Below are 15,823 nucleotides of genomic sequence, written 5' to 3'. Positions count from 1 at the left end.
GCTCATAGTCGCGCTGTATTTCGATGAGCGATTCTGCCACGACCACCCCAACTTTGCCCAAGGACCTCGCCGCCGAGAAAGGCTTGGTCAACGTCCAGATCGACGGGCATTGGATTCAAGTCCCGAAGGGAACCCGCATGATCGAAGCCTGCAAGCAGGCTGAGAAAGAGGTCCCGCACTATTGCTACCACCCCAAACTTTCCTCCCCCGGCAACTGCCGCATGTGCCTAGTGCAGATGGGCATGCCCCCTCGCCTAGCCCCCGGCCAGGACCCGGAATACAACGAGGAAGGCTATCAGGAAATCGGCTGGATGCCCCGCCCCGTCATCGCCTGCGCCAATACCGTGGCCGAAAACATGGGCATCCGCACCGGCGGCGAACTGGTGGAAAAATGCCGCGAGGGCGTGATGGAGTTTCTCCTCATCAACCACCCTCTCGATTGCCCCATCTGTGACCAGGCCGGAGAATGCTCCTTGCAGGAATTCTCCGTCGAACACGGCAAAGGCCTCTCCCGCTTTCAGGAAAACAAGGTCAAGAAGCCGAAGAACGTCGACATCGGCCCCCGCATCCGCCTCGACGACGAGCGTTGCATCATGTGCAGCCGCTGCATCCGCTTCATGGACGAAGTCGCTGATGATCCCGTTCTCGGCTTCACCGATCGTGGCACCCACACCACCCTTGCCGTCCATCCCGGACGCAAGCTGGACAACAACTACGGCCTCAACACCGTAGACATCTGCCCAGTGGGAGCTCTCACCAGCAACGACTTCCGCTTCCAAATGCGAGTCTGGTTCCTCAAAGAAACCCCCTCCATCGACGTAAACTGCGGCACCGGCTGCAACATCACGATCTGGACCCGGGGCAACGAGATTTTCCGCATCACCCCCCGCGAGAACAACGAGGTCAATTCCGCTTGGATGCCCGACAGCCACCGCTTGGCTTTCCACGAAATCCACTCCGACCGCCGCCTCACCTCCGCCCTCGTCAAGAACGGCGGCCAACACCAGCCCACCACCCAGGCCGACGCCCTCGCGCAAGCTGCCGCTGGCTTCCAGGGACTCGCTGGCGAGGAAGTGGCCCTCATCACCTCTCCCCGCGCCACCAACGAAGAGCTTCTCCTCATCAAAAAAATCAAGGAAGCCCTCGGCACCGAAAATCTCGCCCTCGTCGAGCGCAAGGGCGAATCCGATGGCAAACTCATCAGCGCGGACCGCAACCCCAATACCACCGGGGCCCAGCTCATTCTCGGCGAAAAACTCTTCGCCAATTTCGATGCCGTCAAAGAGGACATCGCGTCAGGCAAAATCAAAGCCGCTCTCGTCATCGGGGAAGACCTCACCGAGCACGGATTCACCACGGCCGATCTCGCCAAACTCGAGCATCTCGTCGTCCTCGACATCCTTTCCAATCCCACCGCCGGAGAAGCCGACGTCGTCCTACCCGGAGCAAGCTTTGCCGAAAAGCGCGGCTCCATGGTCAACATCACCGGCCGCCTCCAGCGCCTCAACCGCGCCATCCTCCCTCCCGGCGACGCCTCTCCCGACTGGGAACTGCTCGCCGGCCTTTTGGAGAAACTCGACGGAGGCGCACCCAAGCCGCAGATGATTCAGGATGTCTTCACCCTGCTCGCCAGCGAAGTGAAAGAATTCGCCGATCACAGTCTGCAGAGCATCGGCGACCTCGGAGTCCCCATCACCGAAACCGGAGAAACCATCCCTCTCCTCGAAAAAGAACGCCAACGCATCAAAAACCGCGAAATTGTGGGCTGACGCCCCGACCGCAGATAAACGCTGATGAACGCCGATTTTCAATTTTCCCTTCTGAATTTTCCACTTCAAGCACCGGCAATCTGCGTTCATCCGCGCTAATCAGCGGTTCTCAATTTATTTCCAAACAAAATGGACACCGTCTTCCTTCTCACCACCCTCATCAAGATGGGGCTCTACTTTGGCCTCGTGCTGACCTTTGTGGCTTACTCGGTCTACGCCGAACGCCGTTTTTCCGCCATCATTCAGGACCGCGTGGGACCGAACCGGACCATGATTCCCACTTCCATCCTTGGGTTTAAGAACGACATCAAGCTCCCCCTCGGCGGTCTCACCCAGCCCATCGCCGATGGACTCAAGTTCATTCTCAAAGAAGACTTCACCCCCGGTCATGTGCGCAAGAGCTTCTTCTGGCTCGCTCCCTGCATGACCATGGTGCCCTCGCTGATCACCATCGCGGTCATCCCCTTTGCCAGCCCGATTGCGGTGGAAGGACGCGACATGCCCCTCTCCATGGCCATCGCCGATGTCAATGTCGGCCCCCTCTTCATTTTCGCCATCTCCTCCCTCGCCGTCTACGGAATCACCATCGCCGGTTGGGCCTCCAACTCCAAGTTCCCCTTCATGGGCGGCATCCGTGCTTCCGCGCAAATGATTTCCTACGAAATCGCCCTCGGCCTTTCCCTCATCCCCGTGCTCCTCGTCTTTGGCGAACTCAACCTCGGCCGCATTGTGATGGAGCAATCCGTCAATGGCTGGCTCCTCCTCCCGCTCTGGAACGAGGGCGGCATGATCTGGAGTGGCGCTTACTGGGAAGCCGGCGGCCTCCAGCAATGGGTCCTCTGGGTGCCCATGATGCTGGCCTTCATCATCTTCACCATCTCCATTTTCGCGGAGACCAACCGCACCCCCTTCGACCTCGCGGAATGCGAAACTGAACTCGTCGGCGGTTACCACACCGAGTATTCTTCCATGAAGTTCGCCCTCTTTTTCCTCGGCGAATACGCGGCCATGGTCATCGGCTCCGCCCTCATTGTCACCCTCTTCCTCGGCGGCTGGTCCCTGCCCTTCGGCCTCGATGCCAAATTGCTCGCCGAGGGCGAAAATGGCGCCTTCCCCTTCTGGGTCTCCTCCCTCATCCACATGGGTTGTTTCCTCACCAAGGTGGTGGCCTTCATCCTCTTCTTCATCCTCGTGCGCTGGTCCATCCCCCGTTTCCGCTACGACCAGCTCATGAAGCTCGGCTGGGTGGTCTTCTTCGAATTGGCCCTCATCAACATCGTCCTCACCGCCCTCCTCCTCGCCCGCCCCATCCTGAGCGGTCCGCAATTCCTCGGCTCGCTGGTGGCTCTCGGCCTGTTCTCCGCCTTTGTTTTCTACCTGGCCAAAACCATCGACAACCAGGTCGGTCCCGGCAAACGCCTCGCCCCAGCCAAAGGCGAACCTGCCAAAGTTTAATTTTCAGACAGAATTTACCCAATGAAACAGAATTCAAAGGTCCCGTTCAGCAATTGACCAAGCCCAATCAATCCCTTGCAACTCACCTCTAGTCAATTCTGTTAAATTTTGTCCATTCTGTCCTTCTCCCAAATAATCTTCCTATGTCCGTCGTCAAACTCCAGCGCCCGAAACTAAGCACCAGCGAGAAGCTCACCCTCCCCGCTATCTTCAAGGGCTTCATGGTCACCCTCGGCCACGCCGTGAAGTCCCTCACCGGCAAATCCCGCGGGGCCGACACCCTCAAGTCCTCTGGACTGGGGGTCACCATGCAATATCCCGAGACCAAGTGGGACGACCAGTTGCCCGAGTATTACCGCGGGGCCCCCGCTCTCGTCACCGACGAGCAGGACCGCGAGCGCTGTGTCTCCTGCCAACTCTGCGAGTTTATTTGTCCGCCCAAAGCCATCAAAATCGTGCCGGGCGAAATCCCCAGTGACGACGAGTGGGCCAAGGTCGAGAAACGCCCCAAGGAGTTCGATATCGACATGATCCGCTGCATCTACTGCGGCATGTGCGAAGAAGTCTGCCCCGAGCAAGCCATCTTCCTCCGCAAAGACTACGCCATCACCGGCCTCTCCCGCGACGAGATGGTCCACGACAAGGAAAAGCTCTACGAGATCGGCGGCAAACGCGTCGGTCTCGTCAACAAGTGGAACGAGCTGAAATAAAACCTTTCCCGACAGAATTCACAGAATTGCACAGAACTTAAAAACCTGAAAAGGAACTCATAAAACCCACAACAGCTAGTCCGCACACTCTCCGTCAATTCTGTTTCATTTTGTAAATTCTGTCCCAATTCAAAGAACTTTCCCATGCCTCAGATTTTCTTCTACCTCTTCAGCCTCCTCGCCGTCGCCTCGGCCTGCCTGATGGTGATTTTCAAGAATCCGGTCTCCAGCGCCCTCTCCATGGTGGGTGCTTTCGTGGGACTTGCCGCGCTCTTCATCGGCCTCAACGCCTACTTCGTCGGCATCATGCAAATCCTGGTCTATGCCGGCGCGATCATGGTGCTCTTCATCTTCATCATCATGCTTCTCGACCTCAAATCGGAAGAAAAGCGCGTGTGGAAGCCCGCCAACCTGGCAGCCGGAGCCATCGTGCCCGCCATTCTTCTCCTTCAGATCTTGGGGGTCTTGCAGACCGCCCAACTTCCCGAGCATCAGGAACTCGACCTCGCCACCGCTGCGACCAAGCAACAGGAACTCGCCACCGCCCGCTATGCGGACACTCTCAAGGAAGGCGAAGAGCTTAAGCCCGAGGATGTGCCGGTGAACAAAATCCAAGCCAACCTCGAAGCCAAGCAACTGCCCGATGTCCACCTCATCGGCCGCACCGTCTTCGCCGGTCATGGCCACGGCACCAGCCACAACCTACCCCTCCAAATCATGGGTGTGCTCCTCGTGGTGGCCACCATTGGCGTGGTCGTTCTTTCCAAGAAAGGCAGCCCCAACAACTGACAACTCTCACCGGACAATTCTCATCGTGAACCCTGTTTCTCTCCACGAATACCTCATGGTCAGCGGCATTCTCTTTGCCATCGGCCTGGCGGGCGTGATTGTGCGCCGCAACATCATCGTCATTTTCATGTGTCTGGAAATGATGCTGGCCGCCGCCAACCTGACCCTCGTTGCCTTTTCCCGCTACAACCTGAGCACCTTCGACGGTCTGCCCGACTACGATGGCCAGGTGCTCGTCTTCTTCATCATCACCGTCGCCGCTGCCGAAGTCGCGGTCGGGCTCGCCATCATCGTGGCTCTCTACCGCGCCCGCCAGACAGTGAACGTCGAAGACCTCAAGTCCATGCGAGGCTGAAAATCCTAGATTTTTTTTATCCGTGCTCCCTCTCGACCCATCCCAAACCGATTCAGCCCACTAGCCATGCTAAGTTTCGGAGGCCAAGAACTCTTCATCATCTTCATCTTACTCACTGCGCTCCCTCTCTTCGCACTGTGGGTCTGGAGCCTCGTCGATTGTGCCCAAAACGAGCCTTCGGAAGGAAACGACAAGCTCATCTGGATTCTGGTCATCGCCCTCGCCGGCTGGGTTGGCTCACTGATTTATCTCTTCGTCCGCCGCCCCCAACGCAAGGCCGAGATTGGAAGGTAGCTTGTTTTTTTGGACAGAATTAACCGAATTGAACAGAATTTTTATGAACAGACCAGCTGAGCAGCAATATGACCTTGCAGGCAAGGTTATCGGTCTGGCCATGTCTGTTCATTCGGAACTAGGCTCTGGATTTTTAGAGTCCGTGTATGAAAACTCTCTTTGCATTGAACTCGAGATGGCCGGCATTTCGTTCGAGCGGCAGAAGCATCTCGATGTCTTCTATAAACGCCAACTTGCTGGACAATTCACAGCCGATATCGTGGTTGAAGAAACACTTATCGTAGAATTGAAGTCCGTCCAGAACCTCGTTGCTGCCCATGAGGTCCAACTCGTCAATTACCTGACGGCAACCAAGCTCGACGAAGGACTCCTCCTCAATTTCGGAGCGCAAAGTTTGCAGTTTAAGAAAAAATTTCGCCAATACCGTCCCTCTTCCACAGAGCAAAATTCTGTTTCATTCCGTTAATTCTGTCCAAAACCAACTCACATGCATCTCGCCTGGTTTCTCCTCCTCCTTCCTCTCCTCAGCGCGGCCGCGATTCATCTCGGTCTCAAAAAGAATGCCTTCATCTCTTCCCTGGTTTCCACGGGTTCAGCTGTTGCGACTCTCATTCTGACTCTTCTCTTCCTCGGTAAAGAAGCCAACCCCCATTTCGCCTGGGCCAGCTTTGGTGACTTCCACGTCAATATCGGCCTTCTCCTCGACCCCCTCTCCACCAAAATGATGCTGGTGGTCACCGGAGTGGGCACCCTCGTTCATGTCTTCTCGCTAGCCTACATGGCCAAGGATGAGTCCAAGGCCCGCTACTTCTGTGGCCTTTCCCTCTTCATGTTCTCCATGACCGGCATCGTGCTGGCAGACAACTTCCTGATGATGTTCATCTTCTGGGAACTCGTGGGTCTCTCCTCCTATCTTCTCATCGGCCACTGGTTCACCAAGGAGTCCGCCGCCGACGCGGCCAAGAAAGCCTTTTGCGTCAACCGCATCGGCGACTGGGGCTTCATGGTCGGCATCCTCATGCTCTGGGGCATCACCGGCACCCTGACCTTTGGGGAAATGGAACTGCCCACCGGACTCTCGGCCGGCATCCTCGGGGCCGCGCTGCTCTGCGTCTTCTGCGGGGCCATTGGTAAGTCCGCGCAAGCCCCTCTCCACGTCTGGTTGCCCGACGCGATGGAAGGCCCCACCCCGGTTTCCGCCCTTATCCACGCCGCTACCATGGTCGCGGCCGGGGTCTACATGATGGCCCGCGTTTTCATCTCGGTCGGCTTCGAGGGCTTCCCGCAATGGTCCACCGACACCATCGCCTACCTCGGCGGATTCACCTCTCTCATCGCCGCCCTGATGGCGACCCAGCAGTCGGACATTAAGAAAATCCTCGCCTACTCGACCCTCTCCCAGCTCGGCTACATGGTGCTCATGCTCGGCATCGCCCACGGTCACTCCACCGAGGGAGCGATGTTCCACCTCTACACCCACGCCTGGTTCAAGGCCCTCCTCTTCCTCGGCTCCGGCGCCGTCATCTACGCCTGCCACCACGAGCAGAACATCTGGAAAATGGGCGGCCTCTTCAAAAAGATGCCCATCACCGCCATCACCTTCGCGCTGGGCACGCTCGCCTTGGCCGGATTCCCCTTCACCGCCGGCTTCTTCTCCAAGGAGCAGATTCTCCACGAGACCTGGCTCGAGAACAAAGTTCTCTTCGGACTCGTGGCTGCGGTGGCGGCGATGACCACCTTCTACATGGGCCGCCTCTTCATCGTCGTTTTCCTCGGCGAAGCCCGCGACAAACATTCCGAGGAGGCCAAGGAAGTCGGTCCCCTCATGTTCGTGCCTCTCGTCATCCTGGCCGTGCCATCCGTCTTTGCCGGATACCCCGAGATCGCCAAGCTCTTCTCGCCCGCTTACTATGCACCCAAGCATCTCATTGAGCTCGGCGTGCCCCTGGGGGCCTCGGTCGCGGCCTTCCTCCTTGGTGCCGCTGCCGCCTTTGTCTTCTATTTCAACAAAAAGAGCGATCCCCTGGCCAACAATCCCGTCTCCAAGCTCTTCGCCAACCGCTTCTACGTCGATGAAGGCTACGGCTACGTGGTCAAATACGCCATCAATGTCAAAGCGGCGGTGATTGAGTTTCTCGACGAGTTCCTCATCAACGGACTTCTCGTCGGTGGCCTCGTGCGCTGCTCCGCCGTCCTCGGCCAACTCTTCAACCGCGCCCAATCCGGCTCCCTCCAGACCTACTCCCTCCTCATGGGCGTCGGTGTGGTCCTCGTCATTTTCCTCACTGTCTTTGTGAAGTAAGCCCTTTTCTTCTTCCAACCTTTCCGCACCCGTCATGATCGACCAGACCCTTATCTTTCTCCTCGGCATCCCTCTCGCAGGCTTGGTGGCCATCATCGCCGGAGGTCCCGCCCGTAGCATCGCCCTCCTCGCCGCTATCGGCAACTTCGGTCTCGCCCTGGTGGCCTCCATCATCTGGGGCCAGACCCGCGACCCCCAGCTGGCCGCCTTCTCCCTGCCGGTGCTGGAGAAACCCGCCATCTCCCTCTCCCTCGGGCTCGCCGATGGCATGACGGTGGTGATGCTCCTGCTCTCCACCCTGGTCACCATCGCCGCCGTTCTCGCCGGCAAGTGCCCGGCAGGCCGCGAACGCCTCTGGTTCTCCTCCATCCTGCTCATCTCCCTCGGGGCCGTCGGGGCCTTCCTTTCCACCGACCTCTTCTTTTTCTACGCCTTCCACGAGCTCGCCCTCATCCCGACTTTCCTCATGATTGGTCTTCTCGGCAAAGGCGATCGCAAGGCTGCGGCCTGGAAAATCACCATTTACCTCGCCTTTGGCTCCATCATCCTCCTCGCCGGTCTCCTCTGGCTGGTAGCCGCCACCAACGCGCAAAGTTTCCTCTTCAGCGATATCCTCGCGGGTTCCATCGAACCCCAGGACCAGATTGGCATCGCCGCCCTCCTGCTGGTGGGCTTCGGCGTGCTCGTTTCCCTCTTTCCCTTCCACTCCTGGGCCGCCCCCGCCTACGCCTCCGCCCCCACCCCGGTCTCCATGCTCCATGCCGGAGTGCTCAAGAAATTCGGTCTCTACGGCCTCCTCCGCCTCTACCCCCTCGTTTCGGAAGGAATGCAGCACTGGCTGGTTGCCCTCATCGTCCTCTTGCTCGGTAACATCCTCTGGGTCGGATTCATCACCATCAACCAGAAGCGCCTCGACAACATGCTGGCCAATTCCTCGGTGATGCACATGGGCTACGTTTTCCTCGCTATCGCAGCCCTCATCGCGGCAGGCTCCACCGAAGCCAACGCCATTGCCCTCCCTGCCGCCGTCATTCTGATGTTCGGTCACGGGGTCTCCATCGCCCTCCTCTTTGCCCTCTCGGACCGCATCGAGAGCAAGACCGGCAGTCTGCGCATGGAAGAGCTCGGCGGCCTCGCCAAGTCCGCTCCCGTCCTCGCCTTCCTTTTTGGCCTCGCTGGCATGGCTTCCATCGGCCTGCCCGGACTGGCCAACTTCGCGGGAGAAGCCGCCGTTTTCCTCTCCGGCTTCCGCAACTGGACCCCCGGCGAGCCCTTAGGCGCAGTTCAAATCGGCACTATCATCGCCATCTTCGGCGTCGTCATTTCCGCCATCTACATGCTGCGCGCCATTCGCAACATCTTCCACGGTCCCGAGAGCAAGCTCACCACCTCCCGCAGTGACCTCAGCCGCGAGGAGCAGATTCCTGCCCTCCTTCTCGCTGTTGCCCTCCTCGTCATTGGCCTTTACCCCAATCTCTTCTTCAATCTTTTCAACACGCCCGTCGAAGCCAGCAAGCCCGCTGTCACCGCCTCTGTTAACCAGTAATTTCTCCGCCGCCCACCACTGCCATGTCCCTTCCTTTACCCTATCTCGAAGTCATCGTCGTCGCGCTCGGACTCGTCGTCCTGCTGGCGGAGGCCTTTTTCCCGCTGAAAAAGAAAGCCCCGCTCGGCTGGCTCTCCTTCTGCGGACTCGTAGTCACCCTCATCCTCCTAATTTTTGCCAAAAAAGAAGTGAGCGGCCCCGAACTGGAGCGCTTCTACGCGGTGGACAATAGCGCCGTTTTCTTCAAGGGCTTCGCCCTCGTCATCACTGCTCTCGTCATCCTGATGGGCATTGATTACCGCAAGGTTCTGACCCGCTTCACCGAGAATCCCCAGTCCGAGGACGGCACCGGCGAGTTCTACTCCCTTCCCCTCTTCGCTTGCGCAGGCCTGATGTGGATGGCCTCCGCCAAAGACCTCGTCATGGCCTTCGTCGCGCTGGAGCTCACCACCATCACCTTCTACGTCCTCGTCGCCTTCATGCGCCGCAATGTCGGCTCTCTCGAAGCGGGCGTGAAATACCTCATCCTCGGTGCCCTCTCCACCGGCTTCCTCGTCTACGGCATCGCCTGGATTTACGGAATCACCGGCACCATGAATCTGGAGACCCTCAACCTCGTCCTCAGCCCCACCGCTCTCTTGGAAAACGGGCTGGCCCAGAACACCACCGCCCTGCTCTTCGGCCTCTCCCTCATCCTCATCGCCCTTGCCTTCAAGGTCGGTGCCGTGCCCATGCACATCTGGATTCCCGACGTCTACCAGGGGGCCCCCACACCCACCACCACCTTTCTCTCGGTCGGTTCCAAGGCGGCGGGTTTCATCGTCGCGGTGCGTATCCTGGAGCCCTTCCTGAGCAACGAAATCACCCGCGACAAGACCATCTTCATCCTCGGCATCCTGGCCGCCGCCACCTTGCTGGTGGGCAATCTGGCCGCCATCGCGCAGAACAATCTCAAGCGTCTCCTCGCTTACTCCTCCATCGCCAATGCCGGCTTCCTCCTCCTCGCGGTTGCCGCTTGGCGGGGGGAAAGCGCCAACGCCCTCTCTACCTATCAGGTGGTGGGCTTCTACCTCGCCACCTACCTTCTCATGACCGTCGCCGCGCTCTTTGCCCTGCAATCGATCAGCCAGAGCACCGGCAGCGAGCAACTCAAGGCCCTGCACGGCCTCGGCAAAAGCCAGCCGGGCCTCGCCTGGGCCCTGACCATCATCTTCGCCGCCCTTGCCGGACTTCCGCTCACGGTGGGCTTCTTCGGCAAGCTCTACGTCTTCCAAGCCGCCGTGGCCAATGGCCAACTCTGGTGGGCCATCGCGATGGGCTTCATCGGCGTCGCCGCCGGATTCTACTACTACTTCAAGGCCATCCGCGCCATGTTCTGGAACCCCGCCACCGATGGGGCCGAAATCCGCCTGAGCCTCCTGGCAAAAACTGTGGTCTTCCCTGCGGCCGCGCTCATCATTTTCCTCGGCGTCTACCCCGCCCCCATTCTCGCTCTCTTGGGGAATAGCTAAGGTCGATCAAGCCTTCAGAGGTGGCCTGAACCTCTAGAGGTGGCCTAAACTTCCAGTTTGGGTTTCCGTGAGCCCAAGCGTCTCGCTTGGCCCAGAGCCTTCTGGTCGAAAAACCTACCGGTAGGGATGCCTCCCGGTAGGGATGCCTCGCCGAGGCATCCGCCGAATTCACCCTTTCCCCCTTCCACAGCCTTTCCCCTCTCGCAGAGGTCTCTCACCCATCGCCAAGCGGGACGCTTGCGACCACCCTGAGCCAAGCCAGAGGCTTGCTCCCACGTTCTCAATCGCGGAGGTCTCGGCGAGACCTCCCTACATCCTACTGCCACGACCTACTCTTCGCGTCGACCGAGAATCATGGACAAGTGGTAAACCAACTGCGCCAGCGAAGCCAAAGCCGCCACCACATAGGTCATGGCCGCCCAGAAGAGCGCGTCCTTGGCCTTTTGATGACCGATCGAATTCGTCGAACCACTGGCATCAATCCAAGCCAAGGCCCGCTTGCTGGCATCAAACTCCACCGGCAAGGTGACAAAAGCAAAGAGCGTGGTCACTCCCAGAGCCGCCACAAAAATCCACATCAACTGCGGCATCCCCATCGCGGCCGCCCCCATGATGGAAATCATGGCCAACGGGCCCATCAATTGCGAAGCCAATCCCACCACCGGGACCATTTTGGAACGCATGGTCAAAAAGGCGTAGGACTTGGCGTGCTGAATAGCGTGACCGCATTCGTGAGCCGAAACCGCCGCCGCCGCAACATTGCGCTCATGATAGACCGCCTCGCTCAGGTTCACCGTTTTATCCGCCGGATTGTAATGATCGGTCAGACGGCCCGGCGTGCTGATCACACGCACATCGCTGATGCCATTTTCCCGCAACATGCGCTCGGCAATCTCTCGACCCGACTCGCGGGTCGGCTCCTGCGAATATTGCCGGAATTTGCTCTGCAACTGCTGCCCAACCAGCCAGCTCGCCAGCATCGAGCCCCCGAGGATGATCCAATACATCATGGGAATGCCAAAAAACCCGGAACTTTGGGGAGCTTGCGCCCACACATCGATAAACGACAATAGATTCATGGGCGGAAAATTACCCTCTTTTTCCCCCAACTCAAGCGGGACCGAAATTTCGAAAAATTTTCTCTTCTCCTCGCCATCCGCCACATTCGGTCTACCCTTTCCCCGTTCACCCAAGCTATGTTTGATCAAGCCAATCCCTACGCCGTCAGTTCTCTTCCCGTCGACCAGCGGGCTGAATTCATTCGCAAAACCTACTTCCACGTCGCGGGCGCGGTGGGGGTCTTTGCCATCCTCCTCGCAACCTTCTTGCAACTCCCCGCCATGGTCCAGCTCGCGGGCCTCATGACCCAAGGCATGAACTGGCTCCTGGTAATGGGAGCCTTTATCGGCGTCTCCTGGCTGGCGGAGAAATGGGCCCACTCGGCCACCTCGCTCAAAAAGCAATACCTCGGCCTGGGGCTCTTCATTGTGGCGGAAGCCCTCATCTTCCTCCCCATCATGGTCATCGCCAGTCTCTACGCGCCCGATGCCATCGCGCAGGCCGGTCTGGCCACCCTTGCTCTCTTCCTCGCCCTCACCTTCGTGGCCTTCACCACCCGCAAGGACTTCAGCTTTCTCGGCGGTATTCTCAAAATTGGCTTCTTCATCGCCATTGGCCTCATCGTGGCCGGAATGATCTTCGGCTTCAATCTCGGCCTCGTCTTCGCAGTCGCGATGGTAGGGCTGGCCGCAGGTTCCATCCTCTACAACACCTCCAACCTAATTCACCACTACCGCACGGACCAGTATGTGGCTGCTTCTCTGGGACTCTTCGCCAGCGTGGCCCTGCTCTTCTTCTACCTTCTGCAGATTTTCATGAGCCGGGACTAATCCCACTCAGGCGAGCGCGGGCCCTTCTTCTGCACCATCCGACAGACTCTCCTTGCGCCGTGAGGTGAGATGACGCAAGAGGGCACGCGCACAGGCAGAAGCAAACTCGGGATCATTGAGGGGAGCTTCGACCTCGCAAAGCTCGACCTGAGGTCCCAAGTGCTCACGCAAAGAGGCAAAGAGAGCGGCATCCGCCTCAGGATCATGAAACGGCTGGCCCGCCACTCCAATGAGGCTGAGACCACCGAGAGGAAGCAGCACCGACACTGGCCCGGTGTAAGCATTGACCTTTTCGGCCAGAATCCTTCCCAGCTCGCGACTCTCGGCAGGTGAGGTCCGCATCAGAGTCACCTGCGGATTGTGCTGGTAAAAAGTCCTTCCCTCAAACTGGGCGGGAACCGAATCCCGGCCACCGAAATTGACCATATCGAGGCAACCCGGCACCACGATGGCCGGGAGTCCCGCCTTCCCTGCGGCCTCCAGGCGATGGGGACCGGCAGAAAGAATGCCCCCCACCAGCTCGTCAGCCCACTCGGTGGTGGTGACATCCAGAACCCCGGCCACCATCCCGCTCTCGATGAGCGACTCCATGGTGCGCCCCCCGGTGCCCGTGGAATGAAAAACGAGCACCTCGTAGCCTTCCTCCTCCAAAAAGGCCCGCGCAGCATCGACACAATCCGTTGAGTTCCCAAACATGCTGGCCACAATGAGAGGCTTGTCGTTCTCCCCCCCATCCGCTTCGGTCACCCTTTTTTCCGCCATCCCACAAATCGCCCCCGCCGCCCGCGAGAAAAGCCTGCGCGAAATTTGATTCAGCCCCGCAACATCGACGATACTGGGAAACATGACGATATCGGTCGTTCCCACATAGGGAGCGGTGTTTCCACTGGCCAAAGTGCTCACCATCAATTTGGGAAACCCGATAGGAAGAGCACGCATCCCAGCCGTGGCAATGGCAGTGCCGCCACCACCTCCGAGAGAAATCACGCCATCGATCTCGCCCTTTTCCACCAAGGCCTGCAAATAGATGGGCAAGGCTTGCGCCATCGCGGTCACCCTTTCCCCCCGGTCTTCAGCCTTGGGGAGAGCGGCAGCAGCCCCTTGGAGAACCTCCTCGCGAGTCCGGTCCGGCCGCACTTGGGGCTCTCCCAGAGTCCCCACATCGATGAGCAAGGGGGTCTGCCCGCTGCGCCGGATCTCCTCCGCCACGAAGGCGTGTTCTTTTCCCTTCGAATCCAAAGTGCCTACTACTGCAATCGTCGCCATGATCTTCTTCTGAGTGCCTCGCGCGAAAGCGGCCCTCATGTGACAGGCCACCACCCGACCTAGCACACCGGTTTCGCCAAAACACTCTCACCCCACCGCTCGCAACCTGCAATCTCCTTCCCTTGGCCAAAAAGGGCGAAAATCTATCGCAAAACCACCTCGGAGCGACAAAGGTAAATCCTGCCAATCCCATTACCTCCCCCCCCCCCTCTTGAGTCACTTAAAAAGAAAGGTGGCGGACCGGGAGGGATTCGAACCCTCGAAAAAGAAAGTTGCGTTCGCCCTAGTTCACTCGCGTTCATATCCTTGTTACCGCAATATTTGGGCTTGTGCGGACATCCTCGAATGGGTTCTTTTAGTGTCACTTTTAGTGTCACCTGCATCCCCTCCACCCTCCGATGGCCTTCCTCCGAACCAAACCAAATTCCAAATACTTCATTGCCGCTTGGTATGATGAGACAGGGACCCGCTGCGAGCGGTCAACCAAACTGGAAGCGAAACAGAAGAATCGTCGCCAAGCTCAACGGATTGCCGAAGAATTTGAGGACGCCTCGAAAATGCGACGGTCAGCAAAGCAAATGAAGAGGGTTATTTCCGACCTTCATCAACGGCTCACCGGCGACGAGATTCCCACGATGACAGTGCGTCGCTATCTTAGTTTGTTTCTAGAGCGCAAATCCGGTGAAACCAGTGAAGGCACCTACAGAGCCTACAAGAAATCTCTCACTGACTTCATTGACTGGCTTGCTGATCAAGCCGACCAAGACCTCTCTGAGGTCACCAGCTCCGACATTGCGCGCTACAGAAACCACCTGAGAGAACGGGTTGCAGAGTCGACAGTAACCAACAAAACCAAGGCTTTAAGGGCTTTCTTCACGGCCGCTCAAAAAGATGGGCTGTGTTTGGAAGAGCCAACCTCCAACCTAAAACTCTCGCGCAAAGCCGCATCCACAAAGAACGCAGATCAAAGGCGTGCGTTCACCGAAGACGAATTGAGGCTTCTCTTGCGTAACATCGACGGAGAATGGAAGAGCATGGTTCTCTTCGGCATCTACACGGGACAGCGTCTCGGCGATCTTGCCACTCTACGCTGGCCTTGTATCGACATCGCCAGCGCCACTCTTAGTATCCGCACTCGGAAGACTTCTCGGGCAGTGAGAATTAAGATCTCGCCTGACCTCATGGCGAATATCCGTGAACAGCAGGGATCACACCCTGAATTTGTTCATCCCACCCTAGGAGCCATCTACGAGAAACACGGTTCTTCAACCCTCTCAAACCAATTCAGCTCGCTTCTTGCTGACTGTGGACTGCGAGAGAAGGTCAGCCACCGCGCCACCAAGAGCGGTCGTGATCACATCAGACAGGCCTCCAAACTCTCATTCCACAGTCTCCGCGTTACAGCAGTCTCATTTCTCCATGCTCAGGGTATCCCGGCGGCCATAGTTCAGGAATGGGTTGGACACGACTCTGTGGACGTTCACCGGGTCTACGTCCGTCTTGGAGACGAAGCTATGGAGAAAGCCTCTGCGTCCCTGCCCTCACTACTCGACTAAAAGCGACACGAAACCGGGTTTCAGGGGAAGCTCTCGATGCTTCCCTCCTCTTCACAGCTAAAAAAAACCTTGTCCGCTTACCCCTGTTTCTCACAGAGATAAGCAGACTATGGGCTTTTCTGAATAGTTCCTTCTTTACCGAGGCGTTTGAATGTTCGGAGGTCTGAACTTCAGTTGGTTAGTCCGGCAGTCAGAGACGGCAATATCCGTCCGTTCTCCTAGATAGACCGGCTGATAGATCACTTGGCTATCCGGGAAGGCGTAGAGGTAGCGCACCTCGACCAGAGAACCGACCCTCGGCACCTCGTGGTTGGTAGGAACAGTGACATTGCCTGTCGACTGGAGGTCTCCCTGCTCGTTGTGCAGTCCCAAGCGCACGCT

General features: G+C 58.2%; 14 protein-coding genes and 1 pseudogene. 12 read left to right on the top strand and 3 right to left on the bottom strand.

The window, feature by feature from the left end; translation table 11 throughout:
* Positions 1-23 precede the first annotated feature (23 nt).
* The 10 genes from JIN78_RS04690 (at position 24) to JIN78_RS04645 (ending at position 10,731) form a co-directional block, all read left to right on the top strand.
* The gene (locus JIN78_RS04690; protein WP_200390786.1) at positions 24-1,769 is read left to right on the top strand and encodes an NADH-quinone oxidoreductase subunit G; all 1,746 of its coding nucleotides are present in this window, start codon (positions 24-26) and stop codon (positions 1,767-1,769) included.
* A 129-nt stretch (positions 1,770-1,898) separates the two neighbouring features.
* The gene (locus tag JIN78_RS04685; RefSeq protein WP_200390785.1) at positions 1,899-3,224 is read left to right on the top strand and encodes a complex I subunit 1/NuoH family protein; all 1,326 of its coding nucleotides are present in this window, start codon (positions 1,899-1,901) and stop codon (positions 3,222-3,224) included.
* A 143-nt stretch (positions 3,225-3,367) separates the two neighbouring features.
* A complete protein-coding gene (locus tag JIN78_RS04680) occupies positions 3,368-3,934 on the top strand; it encodes a NuoI/complex I 23 kDa subunit family protein (protein WP_200390784.1) in 567 nt (188 codons plus the stop codon).
* Positions 3,935-4,078: 144 nt separating this feature from the next.
* Positions 4,079-4,723, top strand: coding sequence for an NADH-quinone oxidoreductase subunit J (locus JIN78_RS04675; protein WP_200390783.1), 645 nt, complete (start codon positions 4,079-4,081; stop codon positions 4,721-4,723).
* A 25-nt stretch (positions 4,724-4,748) separates the two neighbouring features.
* On the top strand, positions 4,749-5,078 hold the full coding sequence (gene nuoK, locus JIN78_RS04670; RefSeq protein WP_200390782.1) for an NADH-quinone oxidoreductase subunit NuoK: 330 nt from the start codon (positions 4,749-4,751) through the stop codon (positions 5,076-5,078).
* A 66-nt stretch (positions 5,079-5,144) separates the two neighbouring features.
* On the top strand, positions 5,145-5,372 hold the full coding sequence (locus tag JIN78_RS04665; RefSeq protein WP_200390781.1) for a PLDc N-terminal domain-containing protein: 228 nt from the start codon (positions 5,145-5,147) through the stop codon (positions 5,370-5,372).
* Positions 5,373-5,415: 43 nt separating this feature from the next.
* Positions 5,416-5,838: a GxxExxY protein gene (locus tag JIN78_RS04660; protein WP_200390780.1), complete on the top strand. Its 423-nt coding sequence runs from the start codon at positions 5,416-5,418 to the stop codon at positions 5,836-5,838.
* A 21-nt stretch (positions 5,839-5,859) separates the two neighbouring features.
* Entirely contained in the window at positions 5,860-7,674 is a 1,815-nt protein-coding gene (nuoL, locus tag JIN78_RS04655) for an NADH-quinone oxidoreductase subunit L (RefSeq protein ID WP_200390779.1), read from the top strand.
* A gap of 34 nt (positions 7,675-7,708) precedes the next feature.
* On the top strand, positions 7,709-9,220 hold the full coding sequence (locus JIN78_RS04650) for a complex I subunit 4 family protein (protein ID WP_200390778.1): 1,512 nt from the start codon (positions 7,709-7,711) through the stop codon (positions 9,218-9,220).
* A gap of 23 nt (positions 9,221-9,243) precedes the next feature.
* Positions 9,244-10,731, top strand: a complete 1,488-nt coding sequence (locus JIN78_RS04645) for an NADH-quinone oxidoreductase subunit N (RefSeq protein ID WP_200390777.1) — start codon at positions 9,244-9,246, stop codon at positions 10,729-10,731.
* A gap of 329 nt (positions 10,732-11,060) precedes the next feature.
* On the opposite strand, the gene JIN78_RS04640 is transcribed toward JIN78_RS04645, so the two are convergent.
* Positions 11,061-11,741 (bottom strand): zinc metallopeptidase, encoded by a 681-nt coding sequence (locus JIN78_RS04640; RefSeq protein WP_345778142.1) that lies wholly within the window; start codon positions 11,739-11,741, stop codon positions 11,061-11,063.
* A gap of 186 nt (positions 11,742-11,927) precedes the next feature.
* Between JIN78_RS04640 and JIN78_RS04635 the strand changes: the two genes are divergently transcribed.
* Positions 11,928-12,620: a Bax inhibitor-1/YccA family protein gene (locus JIN78_RS04635; RefSeq protein WP_200390775.1), complete on the top strand. Its 693-nt coding sequence runs from the start codon at positions 11,928-11,930 to the stop codon at positions 12,618-12,620.
* A gap of 6 nt (positions 12,621-12,626) precedes the next feature.
* Here JIN78_RS04635 and JIN78_RS04630 read toward each other — a convergent pair whose 3' ends face one another.
* Entirely contained in the window at positions 12,627-13,886 is a 1,260-nt protein-coding gene (locus JIN78_RS04630) for a Tm-1-like ATP-binding domain-containing protein (protein WP_200390774.1), read from the bottom strand.
* A gap of 398 nt (positions 13,887-14,284) precedes the next feature.
* Between JIN78_RS04630 and JIN78_RS04625 the strand changes: the two genes are divergently transcribed.
* Positions 14,285-15,442, top strand: coding sequence for a tyrosine-type recombinase/integrase (locus tag JIN78_RS04625; protein WP_200390773.1), 1,158 nt, complete (start codon positions 14,285-14,287; stop codon positions 15,440-15,442).
* 135 nt (positions 15,443-15,577) lie between these two features.
* On the opposite strand, the pseudogene JIN78_RS04620 reads toward JIN78_RS04625, so the two are convergent.
* A pseudogene (locus JIN78_RS04620) lies at positions 15,578-15,823 on the bottom strand (WGR domain-containing protein); the annotation flags it as partial.

The organism is Roseibacillus ishigakijimensis (assembly GCF_016595415.1).
In the GTDB taxonomy this organism is placed as follows: Bacteria; Verrucomicrobiota; Verrucomicrobiia; order Verrucomicrobiales; family Akkermansiaceae; genus Roseibacillus; species Roseibacillus ishigakijimensis.
Note: the sequence above shows the minus strand (reverse complement) of the source record. Positions and strands in the feature narration are given on the sequence as shown.